This window comes from Pedobacter hiemivivus (assembly GCF_004331685.1).
GTDB lineage: Bacteria > Bacteroidota > Bacteroidia > Sphingobacteriales > Sphingobacteriaceae > Pedobacter > Pedobacter hiemivivus.
The window spans coordinates 26,538-43,552 of sequence record NZ_SJSM01000034.1; the positions used below are offsets into that span (position 1 = coordinate 26,538).

General features: G+C 37.6%; 18 protein-coding genes and 1 pseudogene. 11 read left to right on the plus strand and 8 right to left on the minus strand.

The features are described 5' to 3' along the window. The first annotated feature begins 27 nt into the window (after positions 1–27). The 3 genes from EZ444_RS25575 to EZ444_RS25585 are packed head-to-tail and all read left to right on the plus strand — an operon-like array spanning position 28 to position 3,321. Positions 28–1,014: an HlyD family secretion protein gene (locus EZ444_RS25575; RefSeq protein ID WP_131612735.1), complete on the plus strand. Its 987-nt coding sequence runs from the start codon at positions 28–30 to the stop codon at positions 1,012–1,014. Further along, positions 1,014–2,198: an ABC transporter permease gene (locus EZ444_RS25580; protein ID WP_131612737.1), complete on the plus strand. Its 1,185-nt coding sequence runs from the start codon at positions 1,014–1,016 to the stop codon at positions 2,196–2,198. Before EZ444_RS25575 ends, EZ444_RS25580 begins: the two co-directional genes overlap by 1 nt. Continuing rightward, complete coding sequence (locus tag EZ444_RS25585; RefSeq protein ID WP_131612739.1) at positions 2,167–3,321, plus strand: ABC transporter permease; 1,155 nt, start codon at positions 2,167–2,169, stop codon at positions 3,319–3,321. The genes EZ444_RS25580 and EZ444_RS25585 overlap by 32 nt, the downstream gene beginning before the upstream one ends. Here EZ444_RS25585 and EZ444_RS25590 read toward each other — a convergent pair. The 7 genes from EZ444_RS25590 to EZ444_RS25620 all read right to left on the minus strand — a co-directional run bounded on the left by EZ444_RS25590 (position 3,307) and on the right by EZ444_RS25620 (position 10,003). Further along, positions 3,307–3,591: a hypothetical protein gene (locus EZ444_RS25590; RefSeq protein WP_131612741.1), complete on the minus strand. Its 285-nt coding sequence runs from the start codon at positions 3,589–3,591 to the stop codon at positions 3,307–3,309. The two genes, EZ444_RS25585 and EZ444_RS25590, sit on opposite strands and share 15 nt — an antisense overlap. Before the next feature lie 47 nt (positions 3,592–3,638). Continuing rightward, positions 3,639–5,381: a hypothetical protein gene (locus EZ444_RS25595; RefSeq protein ID WP_131612743.1), complete on the minus strand. Its 1,743-nt coding sequence runs from the start codon at positions 5,379–5,381 to the stop codon at positions 3,639–3,641. After that, complete coding sequence (locus EZ444_RS25600) at positions 5,381–6,334, minus strand: FecR family protein (protein ID WP_131612745.1); 954 nt, start codon at positions 6,332–6,334, stop codon at positions 5,381–5,383. The genes EZ444_RS25595 and EZ444_RS25600 overlap by 1 nt, the downstream gene beginning before the upstream one ends. Positions 6,335–6,342: 8 nt before the next feature. After that, on the minus strand, positions 6,343–6,930 hold the full coding sequence (locus tag EZ444_RS25605; protein WP_131612747.1) for an RNA polymerase sigma-70 factor: 588 nt from the start codon (positions 6,928–6,930) through the stop codon (positions 6,343–6,345). A 10-nt stretch (positions 6,931–6,940) separates the two neighbouring features. Continuing rightward, positions 6,941–7,600, minus strand: a complete 660-nt coding sequence (locus EZ444_RS25610) for a DUF4833 domain-containing protein (RefSeq protein WP_165503730.1) — start codon at positions 7,598–7,600, stop codon at positions 6,941–6,943. A 69-nt stretch (positions 7,601–7,669) separates the two neighbouring features. Beyond that, positions 7,670–8,737 carry a hypothetical protein gene (locus tag EZ444_RS25615; RefSeq protein ID WP_131612751.1) on the minus strand — a complete coding sequence of 356 codons (1,068 nt, stop codon included), beginning with the start codon at positions 8,735–8,737 and terminating at the stop codon, positions 7,670–7,672. 66 nt (positions 8,738–8,803) lie between these two features. Then, complete coding sequence (locus EZ444_RS25620) at positions 8,804–10,003, minus strand: multidrug effflux MFS transporter (protein ID WP_131612753.1); 1,200 nt, start codon at positions 10,001–10,003, stop codon at positions 8,804–8,806. A 251-nt stretch (positions 10,004–10,254) separates the two neighbouring features. On the opposite strand from EZ444_RS25620, the gene EZ444_RS25625 reads away from it, so the two are divergent. The 8 genes from EZ444_RS25625 to EZ444_RS25660 are packed head-to-tail and all read left to right on the plus strand — an operon-like array spanning position 10,255 to position 16,681. Next, the gene (locus tag EZ444_RS25625; protein ID WP_225874853.1) at positions 10,255–10,779 is read left to right on the plus strand and encodes a helix-turn-helix domain-containing protein; all 525 of its coding nucleotides are present in this window, start codon (positions 10,255–10,257) and stop codon (positions 10,777–10,779) included. 53 nt (positions 10,780–10,832) lie between these two features. Beyond that, a complete protein-coding gene (locus EZ444_RS25630) occupies positions 10,833–11,528 on the plus strand; it encodes an HAD family hydrolase (RefSeq protein ID WP_131612757.1) in 696 nt (231 codons plus the stop codon). Then, positions 11,525–12,361, plus strand: coding sequence for a phosphoribosyltransferase family protein (locus EZ444_RS25635; protein WP_131612759.1), 837 nt, complete (start codon positions 11,525–11,527; stop codon positions 12,359–12,361). Before EZ444_RS25630 ends, EZ444_RS25635 begins: the two co-directional genes overlap by 4 nt. Positions 12,362–12,363: 2 nt before the next feature. Continuing rightward, positions 12,364–12,918 carry a TerD family protein gene (locus EZ444_RS25640; protein ID WP_131612761.1) on the plus strand — a complete coding sequence of 185 codons (555 nt, stop codon included), beginning with the start codon at positions 12,364–12,366 and terminating at the stop codon, positions 12,916–12,918. A 6-nt stretch (positions 12,919–12,924) separates the two neighbouring features. Then, positions 12,925–13,539 (plus strand): TerD family protein, encoded by a 615-nt coding sequence (locus EZ444_RS25645; protein ID WP_131612763.1) that lies wholly within the window; start codon positions 12,925–12,927, stop codon positions 13,537–13,539. A 25-nt stretch (positions 13,540–13,564) separates the two neighbouring features. After that, positions 13,565–14,662, plus strand: a complete 1,098-nt coding sequence (locus EZ444_RS25650; protein WP_131612765.1) for a toxic anion resistance protein — start codon at positions 13,565–13,567, stop codon at positions 14,660–14,662. Between the two features lie 9 nt (positions 14,663–14,671). Further along, positions 14,672–15,634 carry a hypothetical protein gene (locus tag EZ444_RS25655; protein WP_131612767.1) on the plus strand — a complete coding sequence of 321 codons (963 nt, stop codon included), beginning with the start codon at positions 14,672–14,674 and terminating at the stop codon, positions 15,632–15,634. Between the two features lie 54 nt (positions 15,635–15,688). Beyond that, positions 15,689–16,681, plus strand: coding sequence for a TerC/Alx family metal homeostasis membrane protein (locus EZ444_RS25660; RefSeq protein ID WP_225874854.1), 993 nt, complete (start codon positions 15,689–15,691; stop codon positions 16,679–16,681). A gap of 90 nt (positions 16,682–16,771) precedes the next feature. Here EZ444_RS25660 and EZ444_RS25665 read toward each other — a convergent pair. Then, a pseudogene (locus tag EZ444_RS25665) lies at positions 16,772–17,015 on the minus strand (hypothetical protein); the annotation flags it as partial.

A 17,015-nucleotide genomic window follows, 5' to 3' on the forward strand; every position in this document is an offset into this window, starting at 1 on the left:
GGCAAAAAGAATATAAAAGATACAAAAATGAAGAAAATTATACAAAATTACTGGGCACTACTTATACCAATTTTGGTGGTTATAATTGCTTTGTTTTTCTTTCTCGCAGGTAATAAAGACGAAGAAAACATGATAGGGATGGTTGACGCTTCGAGCGTGGATGTGGCGGCAGAGTTTCCGGGAAGATTGGACTCTTTATTAGTTGAGCAGGGGGATACTGTTAAAGCAGGGCAGCTGTTGGCTATTTTGCGGTCTAATGAGATTGATGCGATTAAATCACAAGCTTTAGCGGCAATAGATGCGGCTAAAGGTCAACAAGAGTTGCTAACCCAGGGAGCCAGACCAGAACTGATTGAAGCGACATCAAAGCTGTACCAGATCTCTGAGGAGCAATATAAACTGTTTAACACGACTTACCAGCGTATGGAGCGCTTATACAATGCTGATGTAATTTCGGGACAGGAGAAGGATGTGTTTTATTTCAGATATCAGGCTGCAAAGAAAGAGATGGAGACTGCTCAATTGAATTTGCAGATGCTTAAAAATGGTACGCGACCAGAGATTCTTAAAACAGCGAATGCAATTGTGAAACAAGCTGAGCAGGCTTATGAGCTCACTAAAGCATTAGGCGATAATACTAAGGTGCATGCACCTGCAGAAGGCGTAATATCCAGTCTGGTTACGCATCAAGGGGAAATTGTATCTATTGGGTACCCTATGATGACCATAGAAAAGAAAAACTCCTCGTTTTTAAAATTCAATATCCGTCAGGATAAAGCAAAGGATTTGAAAGTAGGATCGCTAGCAAAGGTTACTGTGCCTGGTTGTGAGCCAGAGACTTTTGCCGTAAAGGTATCATCTATTTCGCCTACATTGGAGTTTGCCAATTGGGTGCCTGCTAAGGATAAGGGGCAATTTGAATTAAGAACATTCACAATAGAGTTTAAACCAGCGCATCTTTCGGCTATTAAGGGATTACGTTCGGGCATGACAGCGTCATTAATTCTGCCCTAATGCAGTTAATCGCTCATATCATTTTAAGGGAGTGGAAGCGGATACTAAGATTACCCGTTTTTTACCTGGTTATGCTAGTTATTCCCGGCTTGCTGTTTTCGTTTTATGCCTTGATTTATGAGAAAAAAGATGCAAAGCATTTGGCTTTTGCCATTTGGGATGACGATAAATCGGCTATAAGCAGGCAGCTTATTTTCTTGCTGGAGCAACGCGAAACCCTTCAGATTACTCGGAGCGTAAGCAGCGAGGCAGAAGTGAAAGACTTGATTCAAAAAGGAGAAATATTGGGTGCGGTGCACTTTCCTGTAAATATGCAGAAGGATATTTTCAGCAGGCATAAGACTAATGTAACACTTTATACAAATGCTGCATCATTAGTACCAGCCAAGCTTGTATATAAAGCTGTTGCGGAAGTGATTATAACAGGAAGTTCGGGGGCAGTATTGAAAAAATTGGTAAAAACAGGGATGAAGCCTGATCGGGCAATGGCATTGGCTAATCCAATTAAGCTTAATTCTTATCAGTTGTACAATTCGAACTACAATTACCAGGAGTATCTTGTTCCGGGCTTAATTACTGTAGGTATGCAGATGATTCTCATCATCAGTAGTATGTTGGCGCTCAATTACGAGTGGAAAACGAATACCATGCAGGAATTGTTCGAGCTCAGCAATGGGTCGGCGTTGTTGGTTATTACAGGCAAAACGATTGCTCATCTTGTGGTGAGTTGGTTTAATTTCTTTTTAATAGCTTTTGTCATTTTTCCCTTCTTTGGGATTGGTGTGTGGGAGGCTACAGCTAAATTCTTTTTGATGTATACCTTATTGTCTCTGGCTTGTTTGGGTATAGGGATGTTTATTTCCGCTTTGTTTAAGGATGTGATGTTATCGGGGGATGTGGCTTTGTTTTATACTTCTCCTGCATTCGTTTTTAGCGGCTTTACCTTCCCTAGATGGGCAATGCCATGGTATGATCAGTATTATGCTACGATAATGCCTTACACACCTTTTCTGGATGCCTTTTTTAAGGTTTACTATATGAATTTACCCATGCGCTATGCACAGGCAGATATTTATAAGCTGCTTTTGTTTTGTATAGTTATGTTTCCAACAGCTTTAATATTATTTCAGCGTCAATTTAATACGAGTAAAAATGAGCAAGAAGTCCAGGCCGTCGCTAATTAAGCTTTTTTTAAGGGAAGCATCGCTGGTAGCAAAGGACCATAGTTTGTTGCTTACGTTGCTTATTGCTCCATTGCTGTATGCTTTTTTTTATGGGAGTATTTACATCAATAAAGAAGAGGAGAATGTAAAGCTGGCGGTAGTGGATGATGACCAGTCGCGATTGTCACGTTTGTTACAGCAAAATATTGATAATTCGCCGATGGTTGAACTGATTCATTTTCCTAATTTGGAAGCGGCAAAGGAGTATATGTATCAGGGCGATTGTCAGGGTTATTTCTATATCCCCAAGGGCACCCAAACTAATTTACTCAGTCTTAAACAAAGTAATGTAGTACTTGCAGTAAATGCAGCAAGGTTTCTGCCTTCTAGTGATTTATTGGCTAGTGTTCAGCAAATTTGTCTTACTATTGGGGCGGGAGTGCGGCTACAGTATTTTGAAAAAACTGAGGGTTTAAGCACAGCTATGGCCATGCAAAATGTAATGCCCATTAATTTAGATTACAGACCATTGTTTAATGAAAGATCGAGTTATGGTGCTTTTTTACTGCCGGCATTGTTGGCGCTAATTTTACAGCAAACTTTGCTTATTGGTTTGTCTGAAAGTGTGGCCGGCGAGCGGCAACATGGTACCTTTAAGGAATGGCTAGGTGGGGGCGTCTCGACTGCAATATGGGGTAAGGGCTTGTTTTATCTTTTTGTTTTTGGCGCTTATGGTTTCTTTTTTCTGAACGTAAATTTTAAACTGCTCGATTTGCCGATGCGGGGTAGCGGTTTTCAATTAGGGGTATTGTTGTTTGTGTTGCTGCTTACGCTTATTCCAATGGCACAATTTATTGGCTCATTGTTTAAAAGCCAGCTCCTGTGTTTGCAGATCATGGCTTTTTCGACTTATCCTATTTTCTTAATTACAGGCTATACCTGGCCATTTGAATCGTTACCCTTAGTTGTGCAGTGGATGTCGATGTTATTGCCTACAACGCCGTTTATTAAAGTGTACACGGCTATTGTACAATCGGGAGCTAGTTTGGCTAGTATGATGGGGCCTATGTTGCATTTATTACTGTTGTGGTTGTTTTATAGTAGTATCTGCTATATGAGGTTTAGAAAATTAAGATTCTCTTAATACGGCTGTGATCTCTTCTCCGATGTGGAACACAGTATCTTCACATAAAACGATGTCTAGCCGATCGGCTTCTAAATCAGGTTGATATAGTGGTAAGTCGCCGGGAATGATGTCTTCGTCAGGTACTTGCTCCCAAAGTTCACCATCAGGGTCCATTCTAACAGCGCCAATGATTCCACCAAAGTAAATTACTAAATAATACTTTTGTGTGGTGGGCAATATGGCTAACGTTACTTCCTGTTCACCAAAACCAATTCTTATATTGAACATTTTCATAATTAGACAACATCCATTCTAAGGTTTTGTTTTTCTGTAGGTTACATTATGGTGATGCCAGCATTGAAGCCCAGCCATCCTTTTGTGGAGCCGCCTAAATTGGTATGGCGGCTAGGGACTATATTTTGTTTATAGCCTGGGGCGCTGGGATTTAGGTGCTGATTGCCGGTGTAAATGGCATAAGTAGGTCCGCCGAATACCGTTAAGCCCTTAAACAACTGAAATTGGATGTTACTTTGAAAGCGATTAAGTAAGTTGTCTGCGTTCCAATCGCCCAGGTATAGGTATTGTCCGGTCATTTCCAGCCCAATAGCTATGCGTTTGTTAAGGATGAAATCATGACCAACACCAATACCTGCGGTATGTATTTTTTCCTGATTTGAAAGGTTTAAGCCTGCAAACAATATGGTATATAGCTTGGCATTACCGGTTTTTAAGGAAACATTGACATTGGTGATTTCGTTTGTGTATAGGCTTATTTTGTGGTAACCATTTTTTATAAAGTTGATTAAACCTAAGCTGTAACCGGATGAGGTATCGGCAACATTGATTAAGCCAAATTGAAAACCGTCCATTTTTTTAGCATAATTAAAGATGCCCGCAATTTGTACACCTTTTACGTGCTTAGCACCTATATTGCCTATGCCTGCGAGTTGGAAGCCATCAAAATCTTTACTAACCAGGTTAAGGATGCCAGCTGATTGCGTCCCCTTCATGTTTTTAGCGGCTAGATTAAGTATGCCTGCCAGCTGGAAACCAGCTGCGTCGGCTTTTACATTGTTGACCAGCCCGGCTGCCTGCAATCCTTTTGTTTTTCCCCGTACGTCATTTACCAATCCTGCCATCTGAATTCCGGTAACTGAGCCGCCAACTTGATTGAAAAGTCCTGCGGCCTGTAGTTTCTTTACATCACCCTTGGTAATGTTGAATAGCCCTGCCATTTCGAAACCGTTTGTGCCTGCGGTGTATCCGCCTAAGACGTTTATCGATAGTTTATTAATCACTTGTGAACTCATGATCCCATGAGAGCTTAATCCGGGCGTTAGGGAGGCTTGAAAAGGGGTGTTTGCAAAGAAATTGGGAATGTTTAGACTCTGGATCCTTTGACGTGAGGAAATGAAGAACCTGCCCAATCCTGAGTTTTCGATGTCACCGAATCGCCCGTTTCCTTTGTTTGCATCAGGATCATTGTATCCTTCGGGCTTTATTTTGATATCTGATAGGAAAATTAGGGTAGTATCGCGGTAACTTTCCTTACTGGCGGTTAATATCACCTCTTGGTGTTCGCCTTTGAATTTTAACCTAAAATACCCCTCATTGTCTGTGAGGGTTGATTGTAATAGCCTTTTCTCGTAAACACTGGCTTGTTTAACTTTGAGGCCTGTTTCTATATCTATCACAAAGCCGCTGATCAGGTATAGTTTCTCTGCTGTAGTGATGTTTTCGGGTTCGATGGTGAAATGGTTTGGAGCATAGCGCAAAATAATGTATTCTCCATTTTCTGTATAATCAACTTTGTTGTTAAATAGCTTGTTTAGCACTTCTCTTACAGGCGCGTTTTTGACGCTTAGGTTGATTAGGCTATCTCGCTTAAATAAAGAGCCACTGTATGAAAAATAGAAGTCCCCGGCCTTGCTGATCTTATTGAGCACTTCGAATAGCTGTTGGTCTTTGGCTTCGATGCTTACTCTTTTTTCTAAATTGTATTTAGATGGAGGAATGGGCATTTGCGCTTTTACATATCCTACAAGCAGCAATAGGGCAAGGGTGATTTTAAGTTTCATTATTGATGGTTGGACAATAGAATTTGGTTTTGCTTACGCTGCATGGTTATCCCTAAGGTTTCACAAATCACATCTAAATTACGATCTAAGCTTGCAGCGGTTTTTAATGTGGTGTTGAGCGGTAGGTTTTTTATAGCCGGATCATTAATGATAATGTTTGCGCTGTATTGTTCATTCAGCACTTCTACCATTCGCCATAGTGGGGTATTGTTGGCTATAAACTCTTGGCTGCGGTAATAGTTATACAATTGATCTGTATTTTGTTCTTTTATCAATTTGTCTGTGCTGTTGTTGATCACTATTTTTTCTCCTTTTTGGAGATTTATTTGATCTCTACCTAGGGTTACTTTTACGATTCCTGTCTCAACAATTACTTCAGTTTGGTTGGCTAAATGCTTTATGTTAAATGAGGTTCCGACAACCAGAACTGATACTTTGTCTATGTCAATTACAAAGGGCTTAGCTTTATCATGTGCAACATTAAAAAACACATCACCTTGTTGCAGGTGGATGCTTCTGTTTTTTTTAAAGTTGTTGGCATAACTAATCCGGGCATTTTTGTTCAGCGTAAGTTTAGATCCATCGGGAAGGATTTTTGTAATTACGGTATTGCCTGCTCTGAGGTTGATATAGGAAACAGGTTTTACGATATTGTATAATGACCATCCGGCAGCAATAAGGACAAATACAGCAGCAATTTTAAGCCAATTGTACCTAGGCTTTAATTGACGTGTTATGGTGCTGTTGGTTGTTTTTTGTTTAAACCTTAGCCAGGCATCATTTTCATTTATTTTGCTTTGGCTGGAAAGTGTTTTGCTACTGTTCCATATCTTTTCGAATTGTAAAAAATAGGTCGTATTATTTGGACTGGCATCTAGCCAGTTTTGCACTGTGATGCTTTCGGCTTCGGTTGTTTCTTTTAAAAGAAACTTTATCAATAATTCATCAGTCATGCTGTTTCTTAATTAAAAAAATCCTTGTAATACATTAAGCCTATTAAAATGAGGGAGAGGTAGTCCGCCAGTTCTAAACGCATAATTCTAAGCGCTTTTCCCATTTGGTTTTCAATTGTTTTTACAGATAAGCCCAGTCGATCTGCAATTTCTTTATATTTTAATTCTTCAAATCTGCTCATCTGAAATATGGTACGGCATTGCTCCGGTAACTTGTTTAATGCCAGTCCTATATTGAATGTTAGTTCTGTCATTTCTACTTTTGAAGATGCAGGTTCATTTTTTGTGTTCATGGTATAACTTGCAAAGTCCTGGTACTTGGTCTTGATCTTTTGGTGTTTTAAAAAGTTAAGACTGTCGTGGTATATGCATTTATAGAGGTATGCTTTTAAAGAAGTTTGCACATTTAATAAATCCCTTTTTTCCCAAAATTTTAAGAACATGTTTTGAACAATTTCTTCGGCATCATCTTCATCCTTTAAAATAGCATTGGCATAAGCATGTAATGCTTTAAAATGAGCCTTGAACAGTTGTTCAAAAGCCTGGTCATCATATTGCTGATGCTTGTTCTCGGGAGTGCTGTAAGTTAGTTTCAATGTTTAGATCTTATTCAAATATATTGGTTTCTATACCGGTAGCACTGTTTGTGGTTGTCAAATCTATGTACTGTAATTTTGGAAACCAAAAAGTGCCACGGTTAAGCTTTATAAATACTCTCTTTAGCAATACATTATTGCCTTCGTCTTTAATGTATAAATAATAATTGTTGTCGGCTGCCGACCTTTTAAGGTACAAGGGCATTTTTTTATAAGCTCGCAGTCTGATTTCATATTCATCATTTCCTATTGCTTTGCTTTGGATACCGTATTCATGTTTTTTTTCTCTGGCACTAAGCGGTTCAAGTTTTTGTGCTTCGTTTTTTTTGAGCCAGAAGCCTTTAATTGGGTCGTTAGGGTGTAAAGTCCCATTGCTATTATAGTTGAGTTCATAAACGATGGTTTTTGTCTCCGGTGAACGTTGTATATAGAACAGGCTGCTTTTTGGTATTTGAAATGCAACCTGTTCTTGTGCATCGGAAAATTGACTTAATAATAGTATTATAGTAATTAGGATTAGCGCAGTTCTTAATAACCGTTTAGCAATGGTTTTAGGCGAAGCTAACTGTAGTGCTTTGCCAGGCTTATGTTTATAGGTTTTAGATGGGCTGGCGCATATAAAGAACAAAAGTTCTTTAAGTCCGTCATTGTGCTTTATGTCTTGCAGCATATTCCTATAGTCATTAAAGCTTAACATCACATTATCTTGTTATTTATCTGGATTATTATTGTTTAAGGATTAGAATATGTATTGGATTCCGCCACCGTAACCAATGTAAAGTGCTTGAAAGTTATCATTTCGTTTGTTTTCCCACGTGGTGATATAGTCTTTGTGCAATTTTAAGCCTTCGCTACTATTTGTATTCAGATAGTTTAATGAAGGGCCACCGAAGATTTCAAGGTTACGTGTGATTTTAATTGCAGGAAGTAGTTTTAATGATGTTTTGAAATAATCTCCTTTTTTAAAGCTTTCTAATCCAATCCCGATAATTTCTGTGTTTAATCTAAATGATTTGGATTGGAAAAGGTGTGCACCTAAGCCAGCTTCAAATGCGTAGACTTCATCAGAATTTTTGAAATTGTAGCCGAGGCCGATGATTCCATAAAGAACTTTTCCACCAGATCTAAAGGAAAGCATAGTAGTAAGCGTCTCGTCGGTGGTTAAGCTGATGCTTTTCTCTCCGTTTTTAACGAGGTTTATGATTCCAATAGGGTAGTCGCTACTGTCGGCCACATTGATGAATCCAGCAACCTGAGCGCCTTTAACCTTTCCTGCAATATTGATGAAGCCTGCTATTTGTGATCCTTTGACATCCTTGGCTTTATTGATGAAGCCACCAACCTGGGTACCGTTGATATGAGCCGCCTTATTGATAAACCCTGCTGCCTGCAAACCTTTTACATCCTTTGTTAGATTAGCAAAGCCTGCAATTGCAGCTACATCTCCGCCACCATAGGTATTTAAAAAGCCAGCAAATAGAGCTCCATTGGCTTGTTTGGTAACGTGATTGGAAATGCCGGCAATCTGAAAGCCTTTGGTGTCGTTGCGGACGATGTTTGAAATTCCTGCGAAAGAAGCGCCTCTCTCGGCAGCCGAAACGCCAGCCAGCAAATGGATCGATAAAGTGTTTGTATCTAGCGGCGCATGGGTGCCATTAGTACTAAGGGGATAAATAATGCCAAAATGCATTTTTCCGGTAGGACTGTGCTGACCGAATGATTTTATCCCTGTTAGGCATAAAATCACACATAGAATAGTCTTAAACGCTGGTACTTGAATGTTTGTTCTGTAGAATGTAAAGTTCATTTTTGTCTTATTTTAAAATAGGACAACCAATTGAATCTTTACCCCTACGTGTGGAGCAAATATTTTTTACGGCTTATGTTGGCTCTTCAGTTTTTTCTTTCCTAAATACAAAACAGTAAGGGCTAGTACGGAGCTTAGCACCATAACGCTTACGGTAGGCACTGCTGATTTGACAGCAAAAAGGCTAACGCCAACTGAAGCTAAGGCACCTACTCCCATTTGAATGGCTCCCATTAGGGCTGATGCACTACCTGCATTTTTTGTAAAAGGCAATAAGGACAGCGCTGAGGTGTTTGGACTTACGAAGCCCAGGCAACATAAAAATACAAAGAGCAATGCAGTTGTTTCGGTAAGTCCGAACCAACCGTAGATGCTTCCGATAAGAAAAACTATTGCGGTAATGGACTGTGTAATTAATGCTCCAGAGATCAATTGTTCGCTGGTGTAGCGTCTGAGCATTAATGTATTGACTTGGCTTGATCCGATAAAACCTAATGCAAGGAGAGCGAAAATCCATCCGTAGGTTTCTTCGCTAACCTGAAATATCTCCATAAACAAAAGTGGAGATCCTGATATGTAAGCAAATAACCCAGAAAAGGCCAGTGCACCGGTTAAGGCGTAGGTGTAAAACTGTGGGGTTTTAAATACGATCCAAAAATTATTAATGATAGGTTTTGGTTTTAGGGAAAGATTGGTGTCGGGTTTATAACTTTCCGGCAACCAAAGCCAACTGGCTATTAGGTTAAAAGTACCTAAACCGAGTAAGATTAAGAATATGGTATGCCAACCGAAAGCTACGGTTACATATCCACCTAATGTTGGGGCAACCATTGGTGAAACACCTAAAACAAGCATCAGCAGTGCGAATACTTTGGCGTTATCCTTAACTGGGAATAAATCACGCACCATAGCAACGGAGGCTACTGTGGCGGCGCAGCTTCCTAGTGCTTGAATGAATCTTAAGCCGATTAGCGCGTCAATTGTGGTTACAAAGGCGCATCCTGCTGATGCAAGGATGTAGACTAATAGGCCAAGGTATAGCGGTCTTTTTCTCCCAAATCTGTCTAACAATGGACCATAGAGTAATTGTCCGGCTGAGATGCCGATAAAAAAGCTAGATAGGGATAAAGATACTCTTGATGTATTGGTTTGAAGATCTGCTGCAATTGCAGGAAATCCGGGAAGGTACATATCAATCGAAAAAGGGCCAAGAGCCGTAAGTGAGCCTAGTATTAAAATTAGGCTATAATATCTTTTTTGAGTCATTGCTTTTTATTGGGTTAACACAATCTTATGCTGTGAGCGGGGAGCAAGATTTTGTGAAGGTTTGCAAATATAATAAATGTGGAGTTAGGGAGTTTGTTTTGCTTAGGTTAGATTAGTGTAACGATAACGTGAAAGGCCTAAATAGATTAATTATTGCTTTATATTTGTGAATGGGGCTATTTGCTCTTTAAAATAGTAATTGATTGCCTATGTTGTTGTATGTTAAGAATATGGTTTGCGACCGTTGTATCATGATTGTGAAACAACAGTTAGAGAATTTTGGTTTAAAGGTGAATGATATCTCTTTAGGCAAGATTGACGTTGAGCCAGCTCCCGATGCGAATAAGTTACAAGATATAGCTTCTGCGATGCAGGTTTTAGGATTTGAATTGATCGATAAAGAAAAGGATCAATTGGTTGAACAGATTAAAAATCAGGTTATTGAATTGATTCATTATTCGGATTTGAGTACTATCGATCAAAGTTTAACTCAGGTTATTGCTGAAAGATTGAATAAGGATTATGCTTATTTGAGCAGGCAGTTTTCGGAAGTAGAGGGTTTGACGATTGAAAAATACATTATTCAACAGAAAATCGAGAAAGTGAAAGAGCTGATGGAATACGGAGAGCTGAATTTAAACGAAATCGCCTATAAAATGGGCTATAGTAGTAGCGCTCATTTATCTACTCAATTTAAAACGGTTACTAGTTTTACGCCAAGCAAGTATAAATTAACGGAATTGAACAATAGAAAGCCGCTGGATAAGTTGATTTAATTTGTAACATTAGGGTTTGAACTGAGTCGAACCCTGTAAAATATACGCTGAAGATGCCTTTTTATAAACATTATTCCTTTGACCTTTGGTTGACTTTGATTAAATCCAATCCGGCTTTTAAGTTGGAGCGGACAAGATATTTTTATGATAATTTTAATGCTGCTAAAAAGACGATAGAAGAGGTTGCTTATATATTTAGACAAGTAGACCTGATGGTGAATGCCATCAATGAAAAAACCGGTAAAAATATTGATGCAGAAGAGATGTATCTTATGGTGATTAGCATCATTAATGATTTTTCTACTGAATTTCAAGATATTGATGTAGATAAACTGTATGATGACATGGAGGTGTTATTATTTAATAACATGCCTTTGCTATACGGTTCTGAATCTATCGACGTTTTGTATAAACTGAAAGAGGCTAATCAAAGTACGATTAGTATTTTAAGTAACACAGGATTTATAAAGGGAAAAACTTTAAGAAAGGTGTTGAAACATTTGGAATTGGATAGTTTTATTGATTTTCAACTGTATTCGGACGAAGTACGAATGTCTAAACCCAATTTAAGCTTTTTCCAGCTTATGCTGGACACTATTGACAGAAACAAGCACGCTGATATCAGTTTAAGCGAGATTATACATGTAGGCGATAATCCTGTGGCGGATATTCGTGGTGCCGAAGCTATAGGAATAAATAGCTTATTGATCAATTCAAATCATTTATCCATTTCAAATTTACTCTCATGATCCCATATACTTATTCTCTACACAAAATTCACAATGCCAGTAATTTTGATTTTCATCCTGATAATTACAGCAAGTTTAAATTTGGTGATGATCTTGTCGCTAAAGCATTTGGGGAAGCGCTTGCTGATGGATTTATAAAGGATATTTTGGTTGATAATCCCATTACAGATCAAATTGTGGTGATTTCGAGTCCATATTGCTTTATTCCTACTGCAACTTTTGCGATGAAAAACTATTTCGTTTATCAGTTGAATCACTGGTTGGCAGAAAATGGGATGTTAGTAGCTCAGGAAGCAAAAGTACACCGCACAATTACTTATAAGGAGGATTATGGGGAATTGAGTGCGGAGGATAGAATGAAGTTAATAGGGAATGATTCGTTTCATATTGACAAGGATTTTTTAGCTGGTAAGATTTTAGTTTTTTTAGATGATATTAAAATAACCGGGAGTCATGAAAGGATGATTTTGAAAATGGTTAAAGATTATTCCTTGAAAAACGAAATACATATGTTGTATTTTGCTGAGCTGGTAAATCACGATATTCATCCGAATATAGAAAACCATTTAAATTACCACAGTGTAAAGTCAATCTTTGATTTGGAAGAAATTATTAAAAGCGGTAATTTTTGTTTTAACACCAGGATTGTTAAATATATCTTAAATTGCGATTTTAATAGCTTCTCTATTTTCCTGGAACGGCAGAGTAATGATTTCATTAGAAATCTTTATAACCTTGCATTAGGGAATAGCTACCATACTATAGAAAGCTATTCTAGAAATTTAAACTTTATAAAGAACTACTTAAATAATAAAAAATATAAATTGATTTAACTATGGCCATTAATCTTCAAAAAGGACAAAGAGAAAATATTGATGCTCCTAAATTCACTATTGGTTTAGGATGGGATACGAATAGTTCTACAACTGGAACTGCTTTTGACTTAGACGCTTCTGTTTTTATGCTGGATGCAAACAAAAAGTTAGTTTCGGATGAACACTTGGTATTTTATAATAATTTAAAGTCGCCAGATGGCGCTGTTGAGCATACTGGTGATAATTTAACTGGTGATGGTGATGGCGATGATGAGCAAATTAAAGTTGATTTGACCAAAGCAGGTGCGAATGTATCTGAGATATGCGTTGTAGTTACAATTCATGATGCGGAGAATAGAAGACAGAATTTTGGTCAAGTGAGAAATTCATTTGTACGTATTTTTGATGCTGTTACTAATGAGGTGTTACTTAAGTATGAGTTGGAGGAAGATTTTTCTATTGAAACTGCTGTTGAATTCGGTAGAATTTACAAGCGTGATGATAAATGGAAATTTGAAGCGGTTGGAATGGGAATGAAAGGTGGTTTACAGGATTATTTAAATAAATATCAATAAGAAATTATGGCAATTAATCTGCAAAAAGGACAAAGAATTAGTCTTGAGAAAAGCAATGGCAGCAAACTTCAAAGTGTTTGTGTGGGTATTAACTGGGGCGCGATAGAGAAAAAAGGAATGTTTGGCTTTGGTAAAACCAAAGAAGCAGTTGATTTGGATGCTAGTTGTGCTTTGTATAATGAAAATAAAGAGCTTGTTGATGTAGTTTATTTCGGTAGCCTGGCCTCAAAGGATGGATCTGTAAAGCATAGCGGAGATGATTTGACTGGCGATATGGGTGGTGATGATGGCTTGGATAATGAGGTGATTACACTTGATTTTTCTAGGTTAAATGCCAATGTGAATTATGTTGCTTTTGTATTGAACAGCTTTAGAGGGCATGATTTTGGTACTATTCCTTTTGCATCGATTCGTATTTATGAAGGAACACCTAAACGTGTGAATGAAGTATTTGCAAATTATGATATCGCAAATGGTTCTAATTTTGCCGGTCATGTTTCTATGGTAATGGGCGTGTTTTACAAGAAAAACGGTGAATGGAAATTCAATGCAATAGGCGAACCTACTAAAGATAAGAAACTGGAAGAAACAGTTAAAACGGTAACTCAAAGTTATTTATAAGGGTTAACCTTGATTATATAAAACTATGGAAACAAACCAAAATACTACTCAGTCGCTTACTCCGACAAAGATTGATAAGGAAGGTAATGTTGATCTGACTGTCCTTTCTGTTGAGGATGAGCAAAAGTACAGAGAGATGAGCAAGTCTTTGGAGCCATCTGATGTTAATTCTATTTTGAATTATGGGGTAGAGGCACAAAACTCTATGGAGAAGTACAGTAATGATTTTTTATCATCTGTGCGGACTTATAATAGTGGCGAAGTTGGTGGTTTAATCAATGAATTGCTTACGGAACTCAATTATATTGATGTTGCTGAGTTAGAGCAAAGCGGTTTTAAATCTTTTATTTCTAAAATTCCGTTTTTAAAGAATTTGGTGGTTGATGTTAAAAAGCTATTTCAGAAGTATGATGTAGTGGTAAATAACATTGATAAGATTACCAATAAGGTTAAGGCAGGGCGTTTAAACTCTATTAAAGACAACAGTTCTCTGCAAACCATGTTTGATAGTAATGTAGGTTACATTCATGATATGGAGGAATTGATCATTTCGGGTCAGTTTAAGTACAATGAATTAAGTGCTAAACTAGCTGAAATGGAGGGTAGGCCTGCTGATTATCAGGATTACGAAATTGCCGATCTTAGGGATTTTATCAGCAGACTTGACAAAAGGCTGGCGGATATGAAGATCGTAAGGTTTATTATGTTGCAGTCTCTTGCTCAAATAAGGGTGGTACAGAACAACAATACTTCTATCGCTGAAAAAGCGCAGTCTATTGTGTCTACGACTATTCCTGTCTGGAAAAACCAACTGACTATCGCTGTCGCTTTACAAAGGCAAAAGGCTAATGTAGAGATGCAGAAAAAGATTTCGGATACGACGAATACTATTTTGCAGAAAAATGCAGAGATGCTAAAACAAAATAGTATTGATGTGGCTAAAGAAAACGAAAAAACAGTAGTTTCATTAGATACATTAAAAAGAACGACACAATCATTAATTGAAACCTTGAATGAGGTTAAGAAAATTCATGAGGATGGCGCTCAAAGCAGAAGGGTATTGGATGGGGAATTGAAAACTTTAGAAACTGAACTGAAGAAGAATGTTACCCGCGTTAATTAGTTTTAACAAATGGATGAACGCCATGTAAATATTTTAAGAGAATCACGTACAGAGATCAGCCGTTTACAGCTGCTCTCTGTATTTTTCGAGGAGGAAGCTGTATATAAAATTTATTTACGGAGCCAGGTAATTCATCAATTGTTTGAAAATAATGATGAACTCGATATTGATAAACTTGAATTGTTTCATGTTCAGTTTACTAGCAGTTTGATCGAACTTTTAAGGAAGATCAAAAAGAGTAACGAAAAGAATGTTACCCTTATTTATGATGAAATTCAGCTGAATAAGGAGATGATCGCTAATATGGGCGATTCGGTCTTTACTGAAAAGAATTTTAACCTGGACAAGCAAAAACAGGCACTCAAGATCAATTTATCTTTAAGAAAGCTGTTTCAGTCGCTGTCTGACTTTACTGAAGAATTTCCGTTTGCAAAGCACATTAATACTTTTAGCTCCAGATACTCAAAGGATTTTTACTATGATGTTTCTGCCGAGAAACTGGGGGTATTGATTGATTACGATGTGAAGGATGTGTATGCGGATACACATGCAACTATCCATAAAAAACTAATGGGGTTATTGTGTAAGCATGATTTCAGGACTGAGTTTTTTAGTGGGTTGAAAGCTGGACAATTGATCATTGAACTCTATAAGTTTATTGATCTTGATCGGTATTTTATTTTTTTTCCAAGCAGGAATTTGTTTTTGTTTTGTGATCTGGCAAAACTGAAAGGGATTGATTGGACGAACAACTTATCTGAAAAGGGGAGGATTATTCAGGAGTTGTCTTATAAGAATGATAAGCTGGAGGGAGAGGCGGTTGCACTGAAGACCTATATTCCAAAGGAGATTATAACACTGCTTGAAGAAAATTATGTGAAGATTTCGGATATTAACTTCCTTGATCATTTGAATAATTATGATGTTCAGGCCAATATTTTAAAATCGATGCTGAAAACAGATCTTTTTTAGCATTTTTATTACTAGTGTCACACAAAAAAGAAATATAAATAAAAGATGGATAGTATGATTAATCACCCCGGTGTTATTATCGGGTTTGCAGTTGTAGTAGTAGTAATGCTGCTCTTAGATTTAGGTGTTTTTAATAAGAAGGTGCATGCCGTAACCAGTAAGGAGGCTGCGATATGGTCTGTAGTTTGGATTTCTTTGTCAATGTTGTTTAGTGGGGTAATTTATTTGACCTCTGGTTTTGAAAAATTCACACAGTTTCAGTCGGCATATTGGATAGAAAAGGCTTTATCGGTTGATAATCTGTTTGTTTTTATATTGGTTTTTGGCTTTTTTAATGTACCTAAGGAATTGCATCATAAAGTGTTGTTTTGGGGTATTATTGGTGCATTGCTATTCCGAGCCATCTTTATTTTTGCAGGTGTTGGGTTAATTAACCTTACTTATTTGCCCGAAATGACTTTATTTGGTCACATAGTTAAGATCAATGCGGTACTGCTGCTTTTTGGTTTGTTTCTTATTTATGCGGGTATTAAATCCTGGGTTTCGACTGATGACGATGATGAGGAAAAGGATTTTAGTAAAAGTCCGGGCGCTAGAGTGATTTATAAGCTTTTTAAAGTGAGTAAGGAATTTGATGGTGCTAAGTTTTTCACTGTTGAAAATGGAATTAAAATGGCTACGCCTTTATTGGTTGTGGTAGCGGTAATTGAGTTTACAGATTTATTGTTTGCAGTAGATTCTATCCCTGCAATTTTTGCTATTGCCCCAGATGATCCTTTGATTTTATATACTTCTAATATATTTGCCATATTGGGTTTGAGAGCTCTTTATTTCCTTTTGGCTAACTTTATTCACATGTTCAGTTTATTGAAATATGGTTTGGCAATTATTCTAGCATTTATTGGTGTTAAAATGGTGATAGCTCCATTTTATCACATTTCATCTCCATCGTCATTGTTGATTGTAGGGGGGGTATTGGTTCTTTCTGTTATTGCATCGCTTATTTTTGTACCTAAGGAAGCGGAGGGTGTTAAAAAGATTGATTAAAACCTGCTTAAACGAGATCCTGATACCGGCCTGCGCCGGCATGATTGTTATGATTCATACAAGTATTTTTTATTTTTTTTTTATAAAATATTATGCAGCAATTAATTGATTATTTACATAAGGTTTCTGGTGGTTCACCACAGCGACTACTCTTAGTGCGATTTTATTTCTTATCGCATTTAAGATACTCATTGGGTGCTTGCCTTCTTCCTTTTTACGGTTATAATACGTCCTGAACTCAGGGTAGTATTGTATGACCGTTAAAGCACTTAGATGGAATAGTTTTTTGAGTTCTTTATTAGCCATATGATGCACGCGGTTACGCCCTTTAATG

Excerpts from the sequence above, each read along its gene's own strand:
- EZ444_RS25650 (WP_131612765.1), top strand. The coding sequence starts at position 13,565 with ATGGAAACAAACCAAAATACTACTCAGTCGCTTACTCCGACAAAGATT.
- EZ444_RS25575 (WP_131612735.1), top strand. The coding sequence starts at position 28 with ATGAAGAAAATTATACAAAATTACTGGGCACTACTTATACCAATTTTG.
- EZ444_RS25660 (WP_225874854.1), top strand. The coding sequence starts at position 15,689 with ATGATTAATCACCCCGGTGTTATTATCGGGTTTGCAGTTGTAGTAGTA.
- EZ444_RS25615 (WP_131612751.1), bottom strand. The coding sequence starts at position 8,737 with ATGAACTTTACATTCTACAGAACAAACATTCAAGTACCAGCGTTTAAG.
- EZ444_RS25610 (WP_165503730.1), bottom strand. The coding sequence starts at position 7,600 with ATGCTGCAAGACATAAAGCACAATGACGGACTTAAAGAACTTTTGTTC.
- EZ444_RS25640 (WP_131612761.1), top strand. The coding sequence starts at position 12,364 with ATGGCCATTAATCTTCAAAAAGGACAAAGAGAAAATATTGATGCTCCT.
- EZ444_RS25590 (WP_131612741.1), bottom strand. The coding sequence starts at position 3,591 with ATGTTCAATATAAGAATTGGTTTTGGTGAACAGGAAGTAACGTTAGCC.
- EZ444_RS25585 (WP_131612739.1), top strand. The coding sequence starts at position 2,167 with ATGAGCAAGAAGTCCAGGCCGTCGCTAATTAAGCTTTTTTTAAGGGAA.
- EZ444_RS25630 (WP_131612757.1), top strand. The coding sequence starts at position 10,833 with ATGCCTTTTTATAAACATTATTCCTTTGACCTTTGGTTGACTTTGATT.
- EZ444_RS25600 (WP_131612745.1), bottom strand. The coding sequence starts at position 6,334 with ATGACTGATGAATTATTGATAAAGTTTCTTTTAAAAGAAACAACCGAA.
- EZ444_RS25635 (WP_131612759.1), top strand. The coding sequence starts at position 11,525 with ATGATCCCATATACTTATTCTCTACACAAAATTCACAATGCCAGTAAT.
- EZ444_RS25655 (WP_131612767.1), top strand. The coding sequence starts at position 14,672 with ATGGATGAACGCCATGTAAATATTTTAAGAGAATCACGTACAGAGATC.
- EZ444_RS25645 (WP_131612763.1), top strand. The coding sequence starts at position 12,925 with ATGGCAATTAATCTGCAAAAAGGACAAAGAATTAGTCTTGAGAAAAGC.
- EZ444_RS25620 (WP_131612753.1), bottom strand. The coding sequence starts at position 10,003 with ATGACTCAAAAAAGATATTATAGCCTAATTTTAATACTAGGCTCACTT.
- EZ444_RS25625 (WP_225874853.1), top strand. The coding sequence starts at position 10,255 with ATGATTGTGAAACAACAGTTAGAGAATTTTGGTTTAAAGGTGAATGAT.
- EZ444_RS25595 (WP_131612743.1), bottom strand. The coding sequence starts at position 5,381 with ATGAAACTTAAAATCACCCTTGCCCTATTGCTGCTTGTAGGATATGTA.
- EZ444_RS25580 (WP_131612737.1), top strand. The coding sequence starts at position 1,014 with ATGCAGTTAATCGCTCATATCATTTTAAGGGAGTGGAAGCGGATACTA.